Consider the following 22066-nt stretch of genomic DNA (forward strand, 5'->3'; position numbering starts at 1 on the left):
AGGGCGCGACGGCGGCACACACCATCGCGCGCGTCGCACCAGAGGCGTCACTCGTGCTCTACGACGACTACTCGGACTGCATCGAACCGTTGCGCACTGGCCAGGTGGACGTCGTGACGACAGACGACGTGATACTGGCCGCATATGCCGCCGACGCGGAGGGCCAGTTCAAGATCGTCGGAGGAGCGTTCACGGCCGAGCCCTACGGCATTGGCGTGGCGCTCGAGGACGACGACTTCCGGCTGTGGATCGACGACGTCCTTGAGGAGGCCATGGAGGATGGACGGTGGCTCGACGCCTGGTCCGCCACTGCGGGCGCCATCCTTCCCGAGCCGCAGGTACCGCACCTCGACAGGTACGAGCGCGAGTAACGCTCACCCTCCGTTCGTCACCGGGAGGCTCCGGCGATGACGGACCGGTGAACCTTCGCTGAACAACGCGCGGACGGCGGCGCCGCGTGCTTGTGCCGAGGCGGGCGCGCGCGAGAGGGTCGCGCACGTGCCGCCTGTCATCGCCCCCGCCTCCTCCGCCCGTGTGGCGCTGTGGGAAGGCGCCGGGGGCATCGGGGTGACCTCGATTCCATGCCCGCCGCCCCGTGCGGGCGAGGTGCTCATCCGGGTGAGCGTCGCGACCGTCTGCGGCTGTGTCCGCGACGCCATCCGCGAGCGGCGACTCGGATCGTGGCCCACCGTGCTGGGGCACGAGGGCGTGGGCGTCGTTGAGGCAGTCGGCAGGGGAGCAGAGGCGCTGACCGTGGACGGCATCTCGCTCGCCCCCGGCATGCGCGTGGTGTGGGCGCGAGACGTGGGCTGTGGGACCTGTGGTGCGTGCGCCGCAGGGGCGACCGCCGCATGTGCCGAGCCGCGCGAGCTGGGCCGCCAGGCCATGACCGATACCTGGGCACTCACGGGCAGCCTTGCCAGCCACATGCTTCTTCCCGCAGGCGCCGCACTTGCCCTGGTGCCTGCCGGCGTGCCGGACGCGGTCGCGGCACCCGCGGGCTGCGCGCTCGCGGTGGCAGCCGCGGCCATCGACCGCGCGGGCGCCATCGCGGGCCGCAGGGTGGTGGTGCTCGGCGCTGGCATGATCGGGCTGGCCGCACTCGCGATGGCGGTGGAAGCCGGCGCTGCGTCGACCACGGCGGTGGATCCGTGCGCCAAGCGCCGCCGACGCGCGCTGGCGTTCGGCGCCGACGCGGCGCTCGACGTGGACGCGCGCGTGCCCGCCTGCGACGTGGTGATCGACGCCGCCGGGGGAGCGGACACTTTCGTCAGGGTCAGCGGTTCGCTGGCACGTGGGGGCGTCGCCGTGGTGGCGGGTGCCAGGGCCCAGGTGCCCGATGCGGTGGTCGACGTGGAGCGCCTCAGTCGCGACGGGCTCGCACTGCTCGGGCTCGGGCGTCCCTCGCCGCGACACGTGTTGGACGCCGTCACGTTCCTTGCCGCGACACACGCGATGAGGCCGTGGGCGGACATCGTCTCCCCGCCGCGCGGCCTTGAGGCGGTCGTGGAGGCCGTGGCACACTCGGGCGGATCCATCGCTCGCGTGGCGATCGCCCCGGGAACGCCCGCGTCCGCGGTCACGCGCGGCGAGCCGGCGCATCGGCCCTGAGAGGGCGTGGCGCGCGAAGCCGTCGCGCGTGTATGATTGACCGTCGCCGTGAAACGGCCGCGGATTCCAGTGCCCCCGGAGAACAAGCCCGGGAGCTCCGCGCAACGAGACGAAAAAGGAGTGAGCCGTGCCTCTTGACGCAGCCACCAAGAAGTCCATCATGACCGAGTACGCCACCGTCGAGGGTGACACCGGTTCGCCCGAGGTCCAGGTCGCGCTCCTCACGCAGCGCATCACCGACCTCACCGAGCACCTCAAGGAGCACAAGCACGACCACCACTCGCGTCGTGGCCTCCTCCTGCTCGTCGGTAAGCGCCGCAACCTGCTGAACTACCTCTCGCGTGTCGACATCGAGCGTTACCGCTCGCTGATTGAGCGCCTGGGCCTGCGCCGCTAAGGCACACCCGGTCGCGCTCGGCCCGGTCGCTCCCTCCGTCACGGAGGTCGAGCGGCCGGGTCTTTCGCATGTCAGGGGCGTCCCCAGCGGGTGCCCTGCTAGCATGGACCTTGCCCGGTGCGTGAGCATCGGCGCTCAATTTCACACACCTGGCAGGACAGCCGGACGCTGATCCTCGGTGGAGATGAGCAGAATCCCCGCGCCAACGACGCGGACGTGAGTCTGAGCATGTCGACTGACGATCAGTGAGGCCACACGGCCCCTTGAGTTCGCTTGGCCTGCCTCGATCAGAACGGAGAGACTTCCCTCATGGAAGGTCCCGAGATCAAGGCCGCAGAAGCGGTCATCGATAACGGCAAGTTCGGTACCCGTACCGTCCGCTTCGAGACGGGTCGCCTTGCTCAGCAGGCCGCCGGTACCGTCGCTGCCTACCTCGACAACGACACGATGCTGCTCTCGGCCACCACGGCCGGCAAGCACCCCCGCGACGGCTTCGACTTCTTCCCCCTGACGGTGGATGTCGAGGAGCGCTCGTACGCCGCAGGCAAGATCCCCGGCTCGTTCTTCCGTCGCGAGGGCCGCCCCTCGACGGACGCGATCCTCACTTGCCGTCTCATCGACCGTCCGCTGCGCCCCACCTTCGTGTCGGGCCTGCGCAACGAGGTCCAGGTCGTCGTGACCGTCCTCGCGATCAACCCCGACGACGCCTACGACACGCTCGCCATCAACGCCGCCTCGGCGTCGACGCAGCTGTCCGGCCTGCCCTTCACCGGCCCCGTTGCCGGTGTGCGCATCGCGCTCATCGACGGCCAGTGGGTCGCCTTCCCGCGCTACTCCGAGAAGGAGCGCGCGGTGTTCGACATGGTCGTGGCCGGCCGCATCGCCGGTGACGACGTCGCCATCATGATGGTCGAGGCAGAGGCCACCGACGACGCGTTCAACCTCGTCGCCGAGGGCGCCACCGCCCCCACCGAGGCCGTCGTGGCCGAGGGCCTCGAGGCCGCCAAGCCCTTCCTGCGCGCGCTGTGCGAGGCGCAGATCGAGCTCGCGAACGCCGCCGCGAAGGAGACGCAGGAGTTCCCGCGCTTCCTCGACTACGAAGACGACGTGTTCGCCGCCGTCTCCGCTGCGACCGAGGCCGACCTCACCGAGGCCCTCCAGATCGCCGACAAGCAGACCCGCGAGAACCGCCTCGACGAGATCAAGGCAGCCGCCCTTGAGTCGCTCGGCGCCCAGTTCGAGGGCCGCGAGAAGGAGATCTCGGCTGCGGTGCGTTCCGTCACCAAGAAGACGGTGCGCCAGCGCATCCTCAAGGACGGCGTCCGCATCGACGGTCGTGGCCTGCGTGACATCCGTCCGCTCTCGGCCGAGGTGGGCCCCATCCCGCGCGTGCACGGTTCCGCGATCTTCGAGCGTGGTGAGACCCAGATCATGGGTATCACCACCCTGAACATGCTCAAGATGGAGCAGCAGATCGACTCCTTTAACCCGGAGACGAAGAAGCGCTACATGCACCACTACAACTTCCCGCCCTTCTCCACGGGCGAGACTGGTCGTGTGGGCTCGCCCAAGCGCCGCGAGATCGGCCACGGTGCGCTCGCCGAGCGTGCCCTGGTGCCGGTGCTGCCGTCGCGTGAGGACTTCCCCTACGCCATCCGTCAGGTGTCCGAGGCTCTCGGCTCGAACGGCTCGACCTCGATGGGCTCCGTGTGTGCCTCGACGCTCGCGCTGCTCAACGCCGGTGTGCCGCTGAAGGCCCCCGTCGCCGGTATCGCCATGGGCCTCGTGTCCGACACGGTTGACGGTGAGACCCGCTACGCGGCGCTGACCGACATCCTGGGTGCCGAGGACGCGTTCGGCGACATGGACTTCAAGGTCGCCGGTACCTCCGAGTTCGTCACCGCCATCCAGCTCGACACCAAGCTCGACGGCATCCCCGCCTCGGTGCTCGCCGGCGCGCTGGGCCAGGCCCGCGACGCGCGTCTGCACATCCTGGGCGTCATGGAGCAGGCCATCTCCGAGCCCGACGAGATGAGCCCGCACGCTCCCCGCGTGATCTCGGTGCGCATTCCCGTCGACAAGATCGGTGAGGTCATTGGCCCCAAGGGCAAGATGATCAACCAGATCCAGGACGACACCGGCGCCGACATCTCCATCGAGGACGACGGCACCGTGTACATCGGCGCGACCGATGGCCCGTCGGCTGAGGCCGCGCGCGCGGCGATCAACGCGATCGCCAACCCGCACGTGCCTGAGATCGGCGAGCGCTTTGTCGGCACCGTCGTCAAGACGGTCGCGTTCGGCGCGTTCGTGTCGCTCACCCCGGGCAAGGACGGTCTGCTGCACATCTCGCAGATCCGCAAGCTCGTGGGCGGCAAGCGCGTCGAGAACGTCGAGGACGTCCTGGCGATCGGCCAGAAGATCCAGGTCGAGATCACCGAGGTCGACCCGCGCGGCAAGCTGTCGCTCGGCGTGATCGAGGAGGGCTCGAACGAGGGTTCCGACGAGGAGGCCGGCGAGTAATCGTCAGCATCTGACTCACCCACGAGGGCGGTTCCGGGAAACCGGGGCCGCCCTCGTGGCATGTCCGGGGTGTATGCGGCCCCGTGTGCTCGCGCGCCAGGATGAGGGCCGATGCGCGAGATGCTCCCTCATCCTCGCTCGGATTGCACGGCGTGAGGGCGAGATCGCGGATCGCGCCCTCGAACGTGCTCGGCGGGGTGCGGACTCGGGAGCGGGTTAGGCTCACCCCTATGCCTCATGACCTTCCATTGGTTCCCACGTCCGCTGCTGGTGCTCATCTCACGGTCGAGCAGGACCAAGGCGCGATCATTCAGCGCAGCGTGCTGCCTGGCGGCGTGCGGGTGCTGACCGAGCACATCCCTGGCATGCGCTCGGCGACCTTTGGTGCCTGGGTGGGCGTCGGCAGTCGTGACGAGACCCCCGAGCACGCTGGCTCGACGCACTTTCTCGAGCACCTGCTGTTCAAGGGCACGCAGCGTCGCACGGCCCTCGACATCGCCGAGGCCTTTGACCGCGTGGGAGGCGAGTCCAACGCGCTTACCGGCAAGGAGTACACCTGCTATTACGCACGCACCATCGACACCGACCTGCCGCTTGCGGTCGACGTGATCCTCGACATGGTGACGTCGGCGCGGCTCGACCAGGCCGACTTCGACATGGAACGCGGCGTCATCCTCGAGGAACTCGCGATGGCGGAGGACGACCCGGGCGACGTGGCCCACGAGCGCTTCACCGAGGCAGTGCTGGGCGGACACCCGCTGGGCCGACCCATCGGTGGGACTGCGGACATCATTCGGGCGGTGGGGCGTGACGCCGTGCGTGAGCACTACCGCGATCACTACGTGCCCGAGGGGCTGATCATTACCGCCGCGGGCAACGTCAGCCACGAGATGGTGTGCACCCTGGTGGCCGATGCGCTGGTGGCCGGGGGATGGGACCTCACCGGTGAGGTCGCGCCGCTGGCACGCCGCGACACGCGGGCTCGCGTGGACGCCACGCTGGATCCGCAGGTGCGGATCGTGCGCGACCTCGAGCAGTGCCACGTCCTGCTGGGCTCCCAGGGATTCCGCGCCACCGATGAGCGCCGCTCGACGCTCGCCGTCGCCAACGCGATCCTGGGCGGCGGCATGTCGTCGCGCTTGTTCCAAGAGGTGCGCGAGAAGCGCGGCCTCGCGTACTCCGTCTATTCGTTCGGTGCGCCCAACGCGGAGACCGGCATCTGGGGCATGTACGCCGCTTGCAACCCCGCCAATGCGGCCGAGGTGGAGGCGCTGCTGGCATCGGAACTCGAGCGGCTCGCACAGGGCGTCACTGAGGAGGAGCTCCTCAAGGCCAAGGGCCAGATCGCGGGCACGACGGTGCTGCGCCTCGAGGACTCCTACTCCCGCATGTCGCGTTTGGGCAAGGCTGAATTGGTGTTCGGTGAGCTGTGGAGCATCGGCGAGTCGCTCGACCAGGTGCGGGCAGTCACGGCCGATGACGTGGCGAGCCTCGCGGCCGAGTTGGCTTCGCGCGAGCGTGTGTCGGTGAGGGTCGGTCCCGCGATCTAACAGGCACTTTCTGCTGACGGAGGCACTCCTAGCCAGTTCTCAGCGTTCTCTGAGGCTGCGTCCCTAGTCTGCTCGTGACCCCTTGAGTCACGACCGACAGGACGGACAATGCCCAAGAATTCCCGCTGGACCCGCGCTCGCGCGTGGGGAATCCCCCTCATCGCACTGGGCGCTGGCGCTGGCCTGGGGGTGGGCGCGATGGCGTTGTGGGGACCCGCCGGCGACACCGGCCCTGAGGCGTTCGCCCAGGGTGAGGGCGCCATGGGCGGGGGCGAGGCCCAGACCGTCACGGTGGGCCTGCAGACGCTTGAGGAGTCAGTAACCACCACGGGGACTCTGGCCGCAGTGGCGACCTCGGGCCTGGCCTTCGAGGCCTCCGGCACGGTGACCGACGTCTACGTCGAAGCGGGTGACACGGTCGCCGAGGGCGACGTCATCGCCCAGATCGACACGCTCCAGCTGACGTCATCCTTGCGCTCGGTCGAGGCCGAGCTCGCGCAGGCCGAGGCAACGCTGGCCAACCTTGAGGACGCCGACGACGGCTCTGACTCATCGGAGGCGCAGATCGCCGCGGCCGAGGCGCGCGTGGCGGTTCTCGAAGAGTCGGTAGCCGACGCCGAGGAGGCCATGGACGATGCGGTGCTCGTCGCCGACATCGCGGGACTCGTCACGTCGCAGCCCTATGAGGTAGGCGACGTGGTGTCCGGCGGCTCGAGCAGCACCGGAGGCGACCAGAGCGCCATGGGTGGCGGTGCCACCACCACCACGTCGTCGACCGGCGTCACCATCGTCGGTGAAGACGAATGGACGGTCGCAGTCAGCCTCACCGAGAGCGAGGTGGCGCAGATCGCTGAAGGCGATCAGGTGACCTTCACCTCCGAAGACTATGACGGCGAGTTCTTTGGAGTGGTCTCGGAGATCTCCAACTTGCCCAGCACCACCGGAGGCACGGCCACCTATGCGGTCGAGCTCTTGGTGACCGGCACCGTCGAGGGCCTGTATGAGGGCACGTCGGTTGAGGCCAGCATCGTCTACTTGCGCCGCACGGATGTGCTCGCCATTCCTACCAATGCGATCACGACCACGGACGGCGTCTCGACCGTCACCGTCGTTGACGGCTCCGGCGAGGGCGCCGAGCGGGAAGTCACCACGGGAGAGACCATCGGCAGCTACACCGAGATCACCGATGGTCTGACTGAGGGAGAGCAACTTGAGGTCACGGTCATGACCTCGGAGGGCTCCACGTCCGAGGACGGCCAAATGGACATGCAGTTCCCCGGCGGCGGCGAGTTCCCTGGCGGCGGCGAGATGCCGAGCGGCGGCGGGCAAATGCCCGGCGGCGGGATGCCCGGCAACTGAGCCCGCGCATCGGCCCTGCACCCCCGACTAAAGGACTGACCATGACTTCCACGCCCAGCGCCACGCTGGCCACGGAGCCGGTGATCGAACTCACCGGTGCCCGCAAGACCTACCACACTGGCGATATCGAGTTTGAGGCGTTGCGTGGCATCGACTGCCGCATCTTCCCCGGCGAGTACGTCGCGATCGTCGGGCCCTCGGGCTCGGGCAAGTCGACGCTCATGAACATCTTGGGATGCCTCGACGTGCTGACGTCTGGCAGCTACATCCTTGCTGGAGAGGACGTCTCGACCCTCGATGAGGACGCGCTTGCCTCGGCACGCAACCGGCGCATCGGCTTTGTGTTCCAGCAATTCCACCTCCTTGCCAGCCTCACGGCCGCCGGGAATGTCGAACTGCCACTCGTGTACGCGGGGGTGGGGCCCGCGGAACGGCGCGAACGCGCCATGGGGGCGCTCGAGCGCGTGGGGCTCGCCGACAAGGCACGCAACCACCCCGGTCAGCTCTCGGGGGGACAGCAGCAGCGCGTGGCGATCGCGAGGGCGCTGGTGACGGAGCCCGCGATCGTGCTCGCTGACGAACCCACCGGGAACCTGGACTCGCGCTCGACTGCGGATGTCCTGGGCATGATTGATGACCTCCATTCCGAAGGCGCCACGATCGTGCTGATCACCCACGAAAGCGACGTCGCCGCGCGTGCGGGGACGGTCTACAACGTCACGGACGGCCAGTTTGTGGGCGCAGGAACGGAGATCGCGAAGTGAGAACGGCCGACCTCCTTGCCAGCTCATGGCGGGCCATCCGCAGCCACAAGATGCGCTCCGCCCTGACGATGCTCGGCATTGTCGTGGGAATCGCCTCAGTGGTGTTGACCGTGGGTCTGGGCTTGGGTACCCAGAAAGACGTCAGCGAGCAGATCGCCTCGCTCGGATCTGACCTCCTCATTGTGTCGCCCGGGTCGTCGACGGACGACAGCGGCATGCGCGGCGGCTTTGGTAGCGGCGACACCCTGACGTTGAGCGATGCCGATGCGCTGGCCTCGCCGGTCGCTGTGCCCGACGCCGTCGCCGTCGCTGCAGAAAAGACCGCGGACCTGTCCCTGGAGTATGGCGAGAGCAACTGGTCGACGACGGTGACTGGCACCTCTGTCAGCTGGACCGAGGTGCGCTCTCGTGAGTTGCTGTACGGCTCCTTCTTCACGGAGGACGACATCACGGCTGCGTCGCCGGTGATCGTGCTCGGGTCGGAGACTGCACAGGAGCTCTTTGGCTCGACGAACGTGGTGGGCCAAGAGGTGACCATCGATGGCGACGCCTACGAGGTGATCGGCGTTCTTACGGAAGCTGGATCCTCGGGCGATACGTCCCTGGACGACATGGCCGTCGTGCCCATGACGACGATGGTCGACTCGCTCGACTCTTCGGGCTCCAGCGAGTCCGTCCAGACCATCTACATCAAGGCCTCGTCGGCCGATGCGCTCAGCGCCGCGTCCCAAGAGGCACAGGCTCTGTTGCTCAACCTGCATGGCATCAGCTCCGCCGACGACGCCGACTTCAGCATTGACGTCCAGGACTCCCTCATCGACGCCGCGACCTCGGTGTACGAGAAGTTGACGGTGCTGCTGACGGGTATCGCTGCGCTCGCTCTGCTGGTGGGCGGCATCGGCGTGATGAACATCATGCTTGTCTCCGTGACCGAGCGAACCAAGGAGATCGGCCTGCGCAAGGCGCTCGGTGCGGCTCCGGCGGCCATTCGCAACCAGTTCCTTATCGAGGCCATGATCCTGGGCCTCAGCGGAGGTGCCATCGGCGTCATCATCGGCGTCGGCCTCGCCCTCGCCCTGCCCGGCGTACTCGGCTCGACCATCGTGATCTCCGGCATGGCGCTGGTGGTCTCTGTGGTGGTGGCCGTCGGAATTGGCGCCGTGTTCGGGGTCTACCCGGCAGCTCGCGCCGCACGCTTGGCCCCCATCGATGCACTTCGAGACCAGTGAACGTGACCCTAGAGAGGACCCCACTCATGAAGACCACCACCCCGCGCGGCACCGCGATCGCCGCTTGCTTAGGGCTCGCACTCCTTGCCGGTTGCTCCTCTCAGGACGCCACGGAGGACACGACCGATGCGGCTGCCGCCACTCCCGAGAGCAGCGAGCAGCCCGTGGAGCAGGAGCGCTCCATGCCCTCGGGCATCAGCGGCGAGATCGCGTATGTCTCGGATGGCGTGGCGCAGGTCCAGGATGGCGACTCGCAGACCGCGGTGCGCTACACCGACGACACGACCTTCACGGAGGAGGTCGAGATTGCGCTCGCAGACATTGCCGTAGGGTCGTGTGTCCGCGTCAGCGTTGAGGACGACGTCGCGACCTCGGTCGCGGTGACGGAGGCCGACGAGGACGGCGAGTGCTCCAGCGGCTTTGGAGGCGGCGGTCGCGTGCCCGGCGGCGATGGGACGCAGGGTGGCGAGCCTGGCGAGATGCCCACCGCGATGCCGGAGGGTGGCATGCCGGAGGGCGAGATGCCCGACGGTGGCGAGCGTGGCGAGATGCCCACCGCGATGCCGGAGGGCGAGATGCCTGAGATGCCCAGCGATGACGGCCAGATGCCGGGCGGGTTTGGCGACATGGTGATCGGTGCGGTCACGGCCGTCGAGGACGGGTCGCTGACCATCGAGTCCACCGACGGCGAGTCCACAGTGGTCACCGTCGGCGCCGACGCAACCATCACCGGTACCCAGGCCACGACGGCCGATGCGGTCGCCGTAGGACTGTGCCTGACGGCCCAGGGTGAGGAGGACGGCTCGGGAGGCTACGACGCCACCGAGATCGCGCTGTCCGCTGCCGGCGAGGAAGGGTGCTTCTCGACGTCTGACTTTGGCGGCATGGGTGGCGGGATGCCCGGTGGCACCGGCGAAGGCCTCGACGGCCTCGACGGACTCGACGAGAGCGGGGAGTGATGTCGCAGGCTTCACCTCAGCGCACACGGCGATGGTGGCGCCTCGTTGCCGTGCCCGTCATTGCTGGCGGCGCAGTCGGGGCCTTCGTGCTCACGGGTGCGACACCGTCGTCGGCGGCGTACCGTACGGCGAAGGCCACGACGGGTGACGTGACTCAGACGTTGACCACGACGGGGGCCATCGAGTCGGCAAGCCAGGAAGACGTGAGTTTTCAGGTCGCTGGCACTGTCGACGAGGTCTCGGTCGCCGTGGGAGACACGGTCGAAGCCGGCCAGCTTTTGGCAACGCTCGACACGGATGACCTTGACGATGCGGTGACTGAGGCTGAGGAAGCCTTGGCTGACGCGGAAGAGGCTCTAGCCGACGATCTCGAGGCGCAAAGTTCCGACAGTTCGTCAAGCGCTTCGAGCGTGTCCTACTCGACGCCTTCGTCCTCGACGCTAGCGACCTTCACGACGGTCGCGGCGGTGACCGCCGGCGCGGCCAGCGCGGTGACGGCGGCGACCGCTGATGCCACGACAACCGACGCAGTTGAGCAGGCACGGGCCGCGCTCGTCGAAGCACAAGAGGCGTTGCTGGCGCAGTACGACACGGCAACCGCACTGCTGGCCGAAGCCAATCAGGCAGCCGCGGACGCCCAGACCATTTGCGCGGCGTTTACTGACGCGTCCGGTGGCGACACTGACGGCGGCGACACGGATGGTGGCGACACGGATGGTGGCGACACTGGTGAGGCGCGTGACGTCGAGTCGGACCTCGCCGATGCGCTCGCGGCCTGCCAGGATGCCACCGCAACGGCACTCGAGGCCTCTGCGGCCTCGATGGCCGCTCAGGACGAGCTCATGAACCTTGCGGTCGCCGTGGATGAAGCACTCGCCGCGTACCAGCAGGCACTCGCCGACGCAGGCGGCTCGACTGACCCTGACACGGGCGGCTCGACTGGCCCTGACACGGGCGGCTCGACTGACCCTGACGCTGGCGGCTCGACTGGCCCTGACGCTGGCGGTGTCACCGGCGACGGGGCAGGCGACGGTGGTGGCGATCAATCCGGCTCGGGTGGTCTTGATGCAGGCGGCGGTGGCAACGGCTCAGGCTCCGCAGGTGCAGGCGGTGGCATGGCAGGCGAGGAAGAGACGGTGCCGAGCGCGGCCGATATCCTCGCCGACAAGGCAGAGATCACTGCGGCCGAGGCCGCCCTCACGGTCGCGCAGCAGCAGCTCGAGTACGCGACGATTTCCGCTCCCGTCGCTGGAGAAGTGGTGTCAGTCACGATGGCCGCGGGCGACGAGGTCTCTGCCTCCAGCACGGATGCGGTGATCACGCTGGTCGCCGACAACGCCTACCTGGTGTCGCTGTCGGTCAGCCTCACCGAGGTGCAACTTCTCGCGGTGGGCCAAGAGGCGCAGGTCACGCTCAGCAGCACGGGTGACGTGGTTGACGGTGTCGTGGCTTCTGTCAGCAACGTCAACTCCGGCAACTCCTTCTCGCAGTCCTATGCGGTGACGGTGGCCATCCCGGACCCGGGCTTCGACATCCGGATCGGCGCGGCCACGCGCATGCAGATCACGGTCGCCGGCTCGTCTGACGTTCTCGTCGTGCCGACGTCGGCCGTGACGGATGCCGCTGGCGACGCCACAGTGCAGGTCCTCGCGGCTAACGGCACGGTCAGCGAGGTCGCCATCGTCACGGGCGCCATTGGCTCGGTCTACACCGAGGTGGCTTCCGGTATCGAGCAGGGTGACGAAGTGGTGCTCGCCGACCTGTCGCTTGAGATCACTTCTGAGGAGACAGAGGAGTCCGAGTCGCGCGGCCTGCTGTCGGGGCTGAACGAGGAAGACTCCGACGGTGGCGACATGCAGATGCCAGGCGGCGGCCAGATGCCCGGTCGTGGTGGCCAAATGCCGAGCGGCGGCGGTCCCGGAGCCTAGCCACACCTCTCACGCGAGCCCTGCCACCGCCTGGTGGTGGGGCTCGCGCCGTGTGCAGCCCGATAGGCTCACCACATGATCAATGTCGCAGTCTTGGGCGCCGCAGGGCGCATGGGTTCTCACGTGGTTCAGGCCGTCGAAGCGGCGCCTGACCTGGCCCTCGTGGCCGCGCTCGATGCGGACCAGGACGTCTCTGCGGCCGTGCATGCTGGAGCCAATGTGGCGGTGGACTTCACCGTTCCCGATGCCACCGAGGCTAACGTTCACGCGCTGATCGATGCCGGTCTTCACGCGGTCGTTGGCACCAGCGGTTGGACCCAGGATGCGCTGACACGGGTCGACGAGCACCTCCGCGAGCGCCCCGATCTAGGCGTGCTGATCGCCCCCAACTTTGCGCTGGGTGCGGTGCTGGCCATGCGTTTTGCTGCGGCCGCTGCTCCCTACTTTGAGTCAGCCGAGATCGTCGAGATGCACCACCCCAACAAGGTGGACGCTCCCTCGGGTACCGCCGTGCACACCGCGCACGGTATCGCCTCTGCGCGCGCCGCGGCCGGGCTGCCGCCCATGCCCGACGCCACGACGCACGACCCCGACGGTGCGCGCGGCGCCGACATCGCTGGCGTGCGGGTTCACGCCGTGCGTCTGCGAGGCATGGTCGCCCACGAAGAGGTCATGTTCGGCAACGCGGGCGAGGCCTTCACGATCCGCACGGACAGCTTTGACCGAATCTCCTTTATGCCTGGCGTGTTGCTGGGCGTGCGTCAGGTGGGCAACCACCCGGGACTCACGGTCGGGCTCGACCGGTACATGTCGCTCTAGATGGGCATCTTGCGCAGCCCCGCCTTCCTCGCGGCCGTCGCCATCACGGTGATTGTCGCGGTGTACTTCGCCTTTGTCGCGGAGTTCGCCGTCGCGTTCCTGCGTGCAGACGAGCTCGACGCCAAGATCATGGGTGGCGCCCTGCTCGTATTGCCCACCGTGGGCGTGTGGTACCTCGTCCACGAGTGGCGGCTGGGGATCACCGTGCAGCGCATGGCCAATGAACTCGACCGCGATGGCGCCCTGCCCGTTCATGACGGCGAGACCACCGCGGCAGGGCGACTCACCGATGAGGCTGCTGAGCGCGTGTTCGAAGCGGCGCGGCTGGAAGTCGAGGCCCGGCCCGAGCAGTGGGAGGCCTGGTTCGCCGTCTCGCACGCCTACGACGCCAACCGGGATCGGTCGATGGCGCGCAAGTCCATGCAGCGTGCCGCCCAGCTCTATCGAGCCCAGCGCCGCGCTGCGCGCTGACGCCCAGCGCCGCGCGTCCCGCTGACGCCCCGCAACCTCACCCCACCGTTGATACCCGTCACGACGGGTTGACCCAGCTGCGTGCGCGCTGGATACCCGTGCGCGCCTCGCCAAGCCTTCGGCGCGCGACTACGCCGCCAGTTCGGCCCTGAACATCCGCTCCGCGAGCTCGCCGTCAGGGCCCTCCATGGCGCGGCGGACCCCGCCCTCGCCAAGGCCCGCGCCCGCGAGGAAGGCCTCACGCGCATCGTCCCCTACGAGAGCCCAGGCCCGCACCGTCGTGCCACCCTGGATCCGCACGGTGTCGACGCAAGCGGCGAGCAGGCGTGAGCCGTGACCCAGCCGGCGGTGCTCCGGTGCGACCTCAAGCGCGACAATCTCACCGCCAGAGGCCAACGCCGCGAATCCCACCACGTGTGGACCGTCCGTGGCGACAAACACCTTGTGCTCGCGCGACGGCGGCGCGGTGATGGACATCGCCCACGCGCCAACAATGTCCTCGCGCGGCAGTCCGGCCACCGCATCGGCCCCTAGCGTGGCCTTCCACGCGGCGAGTTGGATACCCGCGATGGCGTCTTCATCGCCGGGGACGGCAGGGCGGGCGGAGACGTCTGCGGTAGGCATGGAGCAAGCCTAGGGCCGCTGGGCTATGGTCAGGCCATGGACCTGGTCACCACGGCGGTGGCGGCGGCGCTCGGGATCGGAACGCTGCTGATCGGAGCCGGTATCGCGATCCGTTGGGACGTGCCGCGCAGGGGCGTGGCAGGCATCATGGCCTTCGGTGCCGGAGTGATGGTGGCGACCCTCGCCCTCGAACTCGTGGTCGAGGCACGCGACGCCGGGGGAGTGATGCCGGTGGTCGTGGGCTTCGCGGGCGGCGCGATCCTCTACGTCGCGGGCGACCGCTTGGTTGCGCGACAGTCGGCGCGCCATCGCAGCGACTCGCGGAACATTTCTGCGCGCCGGGGCGGTGATGCCGAAGAGGGCGGGGGAGCGTTCGCGGTGGGGGCGCTGTTGGACGGCATCCCTGAGGCGATCGTGATCGGCTTGTCGGTCGCGCTGTCGGGTCAGTTTCCGCTCGCCGTCGTCGCCGCGATTGGGCTGAGCAACATCCCCGAGGGGCTCGGCGGCTCAGTCGCGATGAAGCGAGGCGGCAAGTCGGCGCGCTCGATTCTTGGCTTGTGGGCGGGAATCACCGCGACCACGGTGGTGGCGGCAGTGCTGGGCGTGGTGTTCCTCGCCGATGCGCCCCAGGCGGTGCTCGCGGTGGTCGTCTCCATCGCCGCTGGCGCGCTGCTGGCGATGGTGTGCAACGCCATGATCCCCGAGGCCTTCGAGGACGATCACTGGGCGACCGGCCTGATTGCCACCGCGGGGTTCTTGGTCGCCTTCGTCATGAACGAACTCACCTAGCACCGCTGACCGCCGGGGCTCAGCCCCAGCCAAGAGCACGCAAACCCGCGGCGATGATCGCTGCCGCGGCCACCACCACGATGAACGGCGCGCGCCGCCACAGCAGCACCGCCGCGACGGCGACCGCGGCCACGCGCGCGTCGAGCACGACGGCTTGACCGCTGGCAAACGTCTGCACTGCGACGAGCGCCGCGAGGAGCGCGACGGTGACGTAGGCGGCGATCCGATGCACGCGCGGGTGCTCAAGCCACGATTCGGGCACCGCGTGCCCCGCGAACTTGGTCGCCCAGGCGAGCACTCCCGCCGCGATGATCGCGACCCACAGCCAGGCGTCGGCGCTCATGAGGGCACCTCTTGCGTGCGAGCCGCGTTCCACCCGGCGATGATGGCAACCGCGGCGGCGGCGAGCACGGGAATGCCCGCAGGTGCCACCGGGGTCAGTGCCAAGGCCACCACGGCCGATGCGCCGGCGACCGCTTGCGCGCGACGTGTCGCCAGGCGCGGCCAAACCAGGGCAAGAAAGGCCGCAGCGGCCGCTGCATCGAGCCCCCAGTCACGAGGATCGCCGATGCGTGTGCCGAGCAGCGCTCCCAGCACGACGATCGCGTTCCACAGGACGAAGATGGTCACGCCTGTCCACCAGAAGCCCGCGCGCCGGGCCGCGGGATCATCAGCGGGCTGGGCGAGGGCGACGGCCGTGGACTCGTCGATGGTGATCTGACTGGCCCAGGCCCGACGCCAGCCGCGCATGGGCCGCAACACGGGGGCGAGTCCCACACCGTAGAAGCCGTTGCGCAGGCCCAGCAGGGTAGAGGTGGCGACGGCCGCCACTGCGGTGCCGCCCCCGCCGATCACGCCGATGAACGCGAACTGCGAGCCTCCCGAGAACACCAGCAGGCTCAGCGCTGCGGTTTGCCACACGTCGAGCCCGGCCGCAATGGACAGCGCGCCAAAGCTGATCCCGTAGGCGCCCGTGGCGACCGCCACCGACAGGGCCTGCTGGCGCGCGGCATCGAGCCTCAGGCGGGGCATGCGTCCCGCGACGGTGCAAGCGCGGTCAGGGCCATGTCAGCTCGGTGTTCGTCGAGTCGAAAACGCGTGGGTACGGGTGGGCGTCGAACGCCTCACCTCCGAGCGTGTCCCGCGTGGCCCACCACGACGTCCGTGCAACTTTGTTGCCGTCGTCGAAAACCTCCGGTCCGCCCGCGTCGTGGGGCGCGAATCCGAGCCGGCGTGGCACTGCAGCGCTGCGCGCATTAGACGCCGCGTGGCTGATGTCCATGAGGGTCGCACCCGTGAAGGTCAAGCCCACCCGTGTCAGCGCGGCCGCGGCCTCGGTCACCAGGCCCTGACCCTCGCGCAGTTCGTCGATCCAGTAGCCGATCTCGAGCCGCTCGGGGCGGGTACGCACGTGAAACCCGGTGCCGCCCACGAGGACGCCGTCGAGGTCGAACATGCCCAGCGTGTAGTCCTTGCCCGAGTCAAAGGCGGCGTTGGTCGACGCGATGAACTCACGGCGCTGCTCGAGCGTCTGGGGCTCGAAAGCGATCCACTCCATGTAGCGGCGCAGGTGGTCCATGTTGCGCACGACGACATCGACGAGTTGCTGAGCGTCGGTCTCCTCGTAGCGGCGAATCACCAGGCGCGACGTCTCGATGCGGTGCGGCACGGTGTACATGGGCAGAGTCTGCCAGGCGCGGGCGCCTACGCGCTCGGTCCCGATGCGCGAGTCGGCCAGCGCAGTTGCCTCACCGACGGCGATACGTGACAAAGCGGTAGCGCACTCCCGTGCGCGACGTCTCCCAGGGTCCTGCTGCGGTGAGCTCCCATGCCACGGGGTCGACGGTCGGTGCGAAGGTGTCGCCCTCGACCTCAAGGTCGAGTTCGGTGACCTCGAGGTGCTCGACAGCGTCAAGCGTGGCGGCGTACACACGCCCGCCGCCGATGATCCACACCTCGCCATTCGGGGACAGACGAGCGGCGGTCTCGATGGCGGTGTCGACGGAGGCGACAGCCGCATCGGCTCCTTCGAGACTCGGTGCCGAGGTGATGACCACGTTGACGCGGCCCGGCAGGGGCCGGAAACGCTCGGGAAAAGACTCCCACGTGCGCCGGCCCATGACGACAGCTCCGCCGCGCGTGAGCGTCGAGAAATGCTTGAGGTCCTCGGGCACGCTCCAGGGCATGTCGCCGCCCGCCCCGATCACCGGGCGGCCGGCGCTGTCGCGGGCCTGCGCCCAGATGGCCTTCAACACGGGCGGCTCAGACCGCGACCGGGGCCTTGATGCCCGGGTGGTGCTGGTAGTTCTCGATCACGACGTCGTCGATGTCGTAGTCGAACAGCGAGTCCTTGGCAGGCAGGCGCAGCGTTGGGTAGGGGTAGGGGTCGCGGGACAGCTGGCGCTCGACCTGCTCGAGGTGATTCGAGTAGATGTGGCAGTCGCCGCCGGTCCACACGAAGTCCCCCACTTCGAGGTCCGTCTGCGCGGCAATCATGTGGGTCAGCAGGGCATAGGAGGCGATGTTGAACGGCACGCCAAGGAAGAGGTCTGCGCTGCGCTGGTACAGCTGGCAGGACAGGCGGCCGTCGGCAACATAGAACTGGAACAGCGCGTGGCACGGCGGCAGGGCCATGTCGTCAACGAGTGCGGGGTTCCATGCACTCACGATGTGGCGGCGCGAGTCAGGCTTGGTGCGGATCGACTCGATCACGGCCGCAATCTGATCGACGTGTGAACCGTCGGGAGCGGGCCACGAGCGCCACTGGTACCCGTACACAGGGCCCAGATCGCCGTGCTCGTCGGCCCACTCGTCCCAAATCGAGATCCCGCGCTCCTGAAGCCAACGCACGTTGGTGTCGCCGCGGAGGAACCACAGCAGCTCGCCCACGACGGAGCGCACATGGACGCGCTTGGTCGTGATGAGCGGGAAGCCCTGGGACAGGTCGTAGCGCAGTTGGCGTCCGAACACCGACAGCGTTCCAGTGCCGGTGCGGTCCTCCTTACGGGTGCCGGTCGCCAGGACATCGCGAAGCAGGTCTTCGTATGGAGTGGGGATCGCGGGCATGGCGACAGACTACGCCGCGTTACTGATACCTGGCCGAACCCAGGGGACATGCGCGACACTGTGTTTCGGGAGATTGCTGTGGTCGGGAGATTCACAGCTCATAGGGGGCGACATGGCCGATGCGGACACGGTGACCGAGGGAAGCGAGCCGCGCACGCGGCTCAAGATCACCGCGATCGTCGCGCTGATCACGCTACTGCTCGGCATCGCGGGAGGATGGGCTGTCGCTGCAGTCCTCACGCGCTCGCCCCAGGGTGACCTCTGGGTGATCGCCGCTGATAGCGCTGTGGTCTCGGCTGAGTCGATCGCGCTGACCAACCCCGCGCCCGCGGTGGTGGGCGTGACACTCGCGGACGGTCGTGAGGCCAGCCAGTCGCCCATCTCCAAGGTCGTGCAGCAGTGGGAGGACCAGTTTGGTGACACCGCGCCTCGAGCGATCCTCGTGGGCACCAATGCTGGGGGTAGCCATTCGGTGATCGTTGAGCTGTCCGAGCCGACGGCCACCGCGGACACGCTGACCTTCCCCGCGGTGGGTATCGGAGGCACCGAGGTGCCGGAGTTCGAGGCCACGCAAGCGATTCTCGTCATCGATGGGGCAGGCGCGATCACTGCAGCGCAGGCGGGCGCGCTCGCGGTAAGCATGCCGTAGGCCCGCGCACCACTGGCGCGCGCAGTGGCGCTCAGGCACCATGGCCCGATGGAGCTCATCGGTCTGGTCAGCATCGTCGACGCACAACTTGCCCTCGCTCACGCGGCGGCGAGCGGTAGGCATTCGGTGACACTCGTGGGCGATCATCATCGCGATCTGCGCCAGACGCTGATCGCGATCAAGGCGGGTGAGCGCCTCCACGACCACGACAGTCCTGCCGAGGCCACGCTGCAGGTGCTGCGGGGAGAGGTGACGTTCACGGCCGGCGAGCACGCATCGGCGATGAGCGCGGGCGATTTCATCGTCATCCCGCCGGTGCGCCATGGGCTCGTCGCCGTCACGGACTGTGCCGTGCTGCTCACGGTCGCCACGCGCGGCGGCTGACCCACTCTCGAACTGCGAACCGGTTTCGGCGCCGACACGCCGCGCGCCTCTGCCGCGAGGCACGCCGCGCCCGCGTGTCGACCCCCAGGCGGTTCGCAGTTCGGGGCAGGGCGGGGCAGGGGAACGAAGCCAGGGGAAGGCAGGCCAGTGCAGGGCAGCGGCGGCCGACCTCCGTCCACACTGCCCATGACGGCCGATGCGCAAGCCGGCTGGTGCGCGGGAGGGGTGGGCTCGCTCGCGGTAAGTTATGCGCATGACGATTTCGCGCCCGTTCGGCACTGTGCTGACCGCGATGGTGACCCCGCTGCACGATGACGGCGCAATCGATCTCGACTCCGCGGCGGCGCTCGCGAAGTATCTCGTTGCCCACGGGTCCGATGGTCTGGTGCTGTCGGGCACGACCGGCGAGGCGCCTACGACGCACGTCCCCGAGAAGATCGACCTGATCCACGCCGTGCGCGACGCGGTCGGCTCGGACGTCACGATCCTCACGGGTGCGGGCTCCAACGACACGGCCCACGCCGTGCGCATGGCGGAGCAGGGGGCGGAGGCAGGCGTTGACGGCATCCTCGCCCTGGTGCCGTACTACTCCAAGCCCTCGCAAAAAGGGATCGTCGCGCACCTGAGCGCCATCGCGGCGGCCTCGGCCGTGCCCGTGATGCTCTACGACATTCCGGGCCGCACGGGTGTCGCCCTCGCGGACGACTCGCTCGACGCGCTCGCCGAGCTCGACACGGTGGTGGCCAACAAGGACGCCACGGGAGCGGTCGAGCCCGCCAAAGACCGCATCGCCCGCACGGGACTTGCCTGGTACTCGGGCGACGACCCTCTCACTCTCGACTTCCTCCGCGCCGGCGCGTCCGGCGTGGTTTCCGTCTCCGCACACGTCGCCGGCGAGCGTATCGCCGCGATGATCGCTGCACACGACGCTGGCGACACCGCCCGCGCGGAAGCGCTCCATCAGGAGCTGCTCCCGGTGCACACCGCGATCTTCAACGGCCCCGGAGCGGCGAACGCCAAGGCAGCCATGCAGCTGCTGGGCGTGATCCCATCCCGACACATGCGACTTCCCTTGCTTGCGCTCGACGACGAGGAGTTCGCCTCCCTCGCCGATGCGCTGTCCGCAGCGGGGGTCGCCCTTCCTTAGGAGAGCAGTGAACTTCCATCCCGAGCTGACCGAGCCGGCGCCCCTTGAGCCCGGCACCTTGCGCATCGTCCCCCTGGGCGGACTGGGCGAGGTCGGCCGCAACATGGCCGTGTTCGAGATTGACGGCCGCCTGCTGATTGTCGACTGCGGAGTGTTGTTCCCCGAGGACCACCAGCCTGGCGTCGACCTGATCTTGCCGGACTTCAGCTACATCGAGGACCGCATGGACGACGTCGAGGCGATCGTCCTGACGCACGGCCACGAGGACCACATCGGCGCGGTGCCCTACTTGCTGCGCTTGCGCGAGGACATCCCGATCATCGGCTCGCAGCTCACGCTTGCCTTCATCGAGGCCAAGCTCAAGGAGCACCGCATGACCCCCGTGACCCTCGCGGTCAAGGAGGGGCAGCAGGAGCAACTGGGTAAGTTCGGCCTCGAGTTCGTGGCTGTCAACCACTCGATCCCCGACGCGCTGGCTGTCTTCATCACCACGGACGCCGGCACGGTGCTGCACACGGGTGACTTCAAGATGGACCAGCTCCCGCTGGACGGGCGCATCACCGACCTGCGCGCCTTCGCCAAGCTCGGTGAGCGGGGCGTCGACCTGTTCATGACCGACTCGACCAACGCCGAGGCGCCCGGCTTCACCGCCGCCGAGGTCGAGATCACGCCCGTGTTGGACCAGATGTTCGCGCAGGCTACTGGCCGCCTGGTGGTCGCGTCGTTCAGCTCCCACGTGCACCGCGTCCAGCAGGTCATCAACGCCGCACACGCGCACGGCCGTCGCGTCGCGTTCGTGGGCCGCTCGATGGTGCGCAACATGAACATCGCCGCCGAGATGGGCTACCTCGACGTGCCGGCGAACATCCTCATCGACGCCAAGAAGGCGGACGACCTGCCGCCCGAGCAGGTGGTGTACATGTGCACCGGCTCGCAGGGCGAGCCGATGGCGGCGCTGTCGCGCATGGCCACCCTCGACCACAAGCTCAGGGTGGGCACGGGGGACATGGTGATCCTCGCATCGTCCCTGATCCCGGGCAACGAAAACGCGGTCTTCCGCGTCATCAACGGCCTCATGCGTTTGGGCGCGACCGTGGTGCACCAGGGCAGCGCCCGGGTGCACGTGTCCGGTCACGCGAGCGCGGGCGAGCTGCTGTATTGCTACAACATCGTGCGCCCGCGCAACGTGATGCCCATTCACGGCGAGGTGCGTCACCTGCTGGCCAACGGCAAGCTCGCCATCAAGACCGGTGTGCCTGAGGCCAACGTCGTGTTCGCGGAAAACGGCGTCGTGGTGGACCTCAAGGACGGTGCTGCGCAGGTCGTGGGTGCCGTCGAGACTCACAACGTCTACGTCGACGGTTCGTCGGTGGGTGAGATTACCGACACCGAGCTCAAGGACCGGCGGATCCTGTCGGAGGAGGGCTTCGTGTCCGTCTTTGCAGTGATCGACTCCGCCAACGGCAAGGTGGTTTCGGGCCCCGAGGTGCACGCGCGCGGGCTCGCGGAAGACGACAGCGTGTTCGATGCGATCTTGCCGCAGATCAAGAACGCGCTCGAGGAGGCCGCTCGGACCGGCTCAACGGACCAGCACGCGCTCCAGCAGGTCATGCGCCGGGTGCTCGGCCGCTACGTGGGCACCAAGCTGCGCCGTCGACCCATGATCATTCCTATCGTCATTGAGTCCTAGCCGGTCGCTGACCGGCACCTGCCGCTCCCGCGTCATGGGTCTCGATGGGGCCGATCCGCGGGGTGGCAACCGGTCATCTCGCCGATGCGCGGGTAGGGTGCGGAACC

Annotated in this window: 22 protein-coding genes and 1 pseudogene; 17 read left to right on the plus strand and 6 right to left on the minus strand. The window is 68.5% G+C overall.

All coding sequences use genetic code 11. The annotated features are described in order from the left end of the window. From ACK5NO_RS03755 to ACK5NO_RS03810, 12 genes and pseudogenes are all read left to right on the plus strand, one after another. A pseudogene (locus ACK5NO_RS03755) lies at positions 1-371 on the plus strand (ABC transporter substrate-binding protein); the annotation flags it as partial. Between the two features lie 127 nt (positions 372-498). Continuing rightward, positions 499-1611, plus strand: a complete 1113-nt coding sequence (locus ACK5NO_RS03760) for an alcohol dehydrogenase catalytic domain-containing protein (protein WP_416811331.1) — start codon at positions 499-501, stop codon at positions 1609-1611. A 127-nt stretch (positions 1612-1738) separates the two neighbouring features. Next, positions 1739-2008, plus strand: a complete 270-nt coding sequence (gene rpsO, locus ACK5NO_RS03765; RefSeq protein ID WP_084076792.1) for a 30S ribosomal protein S15 — start codon at positions 1739-1741, stop codon at positions 2006-2008. A 309-nt stretch (positions 2009-2317) separates the two neighbouring features. Beyond that, positions 2318-4531: a polyribonucleotide nucleotidyltransferase gene (locus ACK5NO_RS03770; RefSeq protein ID WP_416811332.1), complete on the plus strand. Its 2214-nt coding sequence runs from the start codon at positions 2318-2320 to the stop codon at positions 4529-4531. A 230-nt stretch (positions 4532-4761) separates the two neighbouring features. Beyond that, positions 4762-6081 carry a M16 family metallopeptidase gene (locus ACK5NO_RS03775; protein ID WP_416811333.1) on the plus strand — a complete coding sequence of 440 codons (1320 nt, stop codon included), beginning with the start codon at positions 4762-4764 and terminating at the stop codon, positions 6079-6081. Positions 6082-6189: 108 nt separating this feature from the next. Then, the gene (locus ACK5NO_RS03780; protein ID WP_416811334.1) at positions 6190-7440 is read left to right on the plus strand and encodes an efflux RND transporter periplasmic adaptor subunit; all 1251 of its coding nucleotides are present in this window, start codon (positions 6190-6192) and stop codon (positions 7438-7440) included. Between the two features lie 41 nt (positions 7441-7481). Then, a complete protein-coding gene (locus ACK5NO_RS03785) occupies positions 7482-8204 on the plus strand; it encodes an ABC transporter ATP-binding protein (RefSeq protein ID WP_416811335.1) in 723 nt (240 codons plus the stop codon). Then, on the plus strand, positions 8201-9433 hold the full coding sequence (locus ACK5NO_RS03790; RefSeq protein WP_416811336.1) for an ABC transporter permease: 1233 nt from the start codon (positions 8201-8203) through the stop codon (positions 9431-9433). Before ACK5NO_RS03785 ends, ACK5NO_RS03790 begins: the two co-directional genes overlap by 4 nt. 26 nt (positions 9434-9459) lie before the next feature. Beyond that, on the plus strand, positions 9460-10392 hold the full coding sequence (locus ACK5NO_RS03795; RefSeq protein WP_416811337.1) for a hypothetical protein: 933 nt from the start codon (positions 9460-9462) through the stop codon (positions 10390-10392). A 50-nt stretch (positions 10393-10442) separates the two neighbouring features. Continuing rightward, entirely contained in the window at positions 10443-12320 is a 1878-nt protein-coding gene (locus ACK5NO_RS03800) for an efflux RND transporter periplasmic adaptor subunit (RefSeq protein WP_416811338.1), read from the plus strand. 75 nt (positions 12321-12395) lie between these two features. After that, on the plus strand, positions 12396-13139 hold the full coding sequence (gene dapB / locus ACK5NO_RS03805; protein ID WP_416811339.1) for a 4-hydroxy-tetrahydrodipicolinate reductase: 744 nt from the start codon (positions 12396-12398) through the stop codon (positions 13137-13139). Beyond that, positions 13140-13610: a hypothetical protein gene (locus ACK5NO_RS03810; RefSeq protein ID WP_416811340.1), complete on the plus strand. Its 471-nt coding sequence runs from the start codon at positions 13140-13142 to the stop codon at positions 13608-13610. 129 nt (positions 13611-13739) lie between these two features. Here the strand turns inward: ACK5NO_RS03810 and ACK5NO_RS03815 are convergent, their stop codons facing one another. Continuing rightward, positions 13740-14234: a GNAT family N-acetyltransferase gene (locus ACK5NO_RS03815; protein ID WP_416811341.1), complete on the minus strand. Its 495-nt coding sequence runs from the start codon at positions 14232-14234 to the stop codon at positions 13740-13742. Positions 14235-14270: 36 nt separating this feature from the next. Between ACK5NO_RS03815 and ACK5NO_RS03820 the strand changes: the two genes are divergently transcribed. Continuing rightward, on the plus strand, positions 14271-15023 hold the full coding sequence (locus ACK5NO_RS03820) for a ZIP family metal transporter (protein ID WP_416811342.1): 753 nt from the start codon (positions 14271-14273) through the stop codon (positions 15021-15023). A gap of 19 nt (positions 15024-15042) precedes the next feature. Here ACK5NO_RS03820 and ACK5NO_RS03825 read toward each other — a convergent pair whose 3' ends face one another. From ACK5NO_RS03825 to ACK5NO_RS03845, 5 genes are read right to left on the minus strand one after another with little or no spacing between them, the layout of a single operon-like run. After that, positions 15043-15366 (minus strand): AzlD domain-containing protein, encoded by a 324-nt coding sequence (locus tag ACK5NO_RS03825; RefSeq protein WP_416811343.1) that lies wholly within the window; start codon positions 15364-15366, stop codon positions 15043-15045. Further along, positions 15363-16055: an AzlC family ABC transporter permease gene (locus ACK5NO_RS03830; protein ID WP_416811344.1), complete on the minus strand. Its 693-nt coding sequence runs from the start codon at positions 16053-16055 to the stop codon at positions 15363-15365. The genes ACK5NO_RS03825 and ACK5NO_RS03830 overlap by 4 nt, the downstream gene beginning before the upstream one ends. A gap of 25 nt (positions 16056-16080) precedes the next feature. Further along, a complete protein-coding gene (locus ACK5NO_RS03835) occupies positions 16081-16794 on the minus strand; it encodes a GNAT family N-acetyltransferase (protein WP_416811345.1) in 714 nt (237 codons plus the stop codon). Then, positions 16772-17278 carry a dihydrofolate reductase gene (locus tag ACK5NO_RS03840; RefSeq protein WP_416811346.1) on the minus strand — a complete coding sequence of 169 codons (507 nt, stop codon included), beginning with the start codon at positions 17276-17278 and terminating at the stop codon, positions 16772-16774. Before ACK5NO_RS03840 ends, ACK5NO_RS03835 begins: the two co-directional genes overlap by 23 nt. 7 nt (positions 17279-17285) lie before the next feature. After that, positions 17286-18089 carry a thymidylate synthase gene (locus ACK5NO_RS03845; protein WP_416811347.1) on the minus strand — a complete coding sequence of 268 codons (804 nt, stop codon included), beginning with the start codon at positions 18087-18089 and terminating at the stop codon, positions 17286-17288. 112 nt (positions 18090-18201) lie between these two features. On the opposite strand from ACK5NO_RS03845, the gene ACK5NO_RS03850 reads away from it, so the two are divergent. The 4 genes from ACK5NO_RS03850 (at position 18202) to ACK5NO_RS03865 (ending at position 21959) form a co-directional block, all read left to right on the plus strand. Further along, positions 18202-18738, plus strand: a complete 537-nt coding sequence (locus ACK5NO_RS03850; RefSeq protein WP_416811348.1) for a hypothetical protein — start codon at positions 18202-18204, stop codon at positions 18736-18738. 48 nt (positions 18739-18786) lie between these two features. Next, the gene (locus ACK5NO_RS03855; RefSeq protein WP_416811349.1) at positions 18787-19122 is read left to right on the plus strand and encodes a cupin domain-containing protein; all 336 of its coding nucleotides are present in this window, start codon (positions 18787-18789) and stop codon (positions 19120-19122) included. 253 nt (positions 19123-19375) lie between these two features. Then, a complete protein-coding gene (gene dapA, locus ACK5NO_RS03860) occupies positions 19376-20269 on the plus strand; it encodes a 4-hydroxy-tetrahydrodipicolinate synthase (protein WP_416811350.1) in 894 nt (297 codons plus the stop codon). A gap of 7 nt (positions 20270-20276) precedes the next feature. Next, positions 20277-21959 carry a ribonuclease J gene (locus ACK5NO_RS03865; RefSeq protein ID WP_416811351.1) on the plus strand — a complete coding sequence of 561 codons (1683 nt, stop codon included), beginning with the start codon at positions 20277-20279 and terminating at the stop codon, positions 21957-21959. Positions 21960-22066 lie beyond the last annotated feature (107 nt).

This window comes from Demequina sp. (assembly GCF_047975725.1).
Classification (GTDB): domain Bacteria; phylum Actinomycetota; class Actinomycetes; order Actinomycetales; family Demequinaceae; genus Demequina.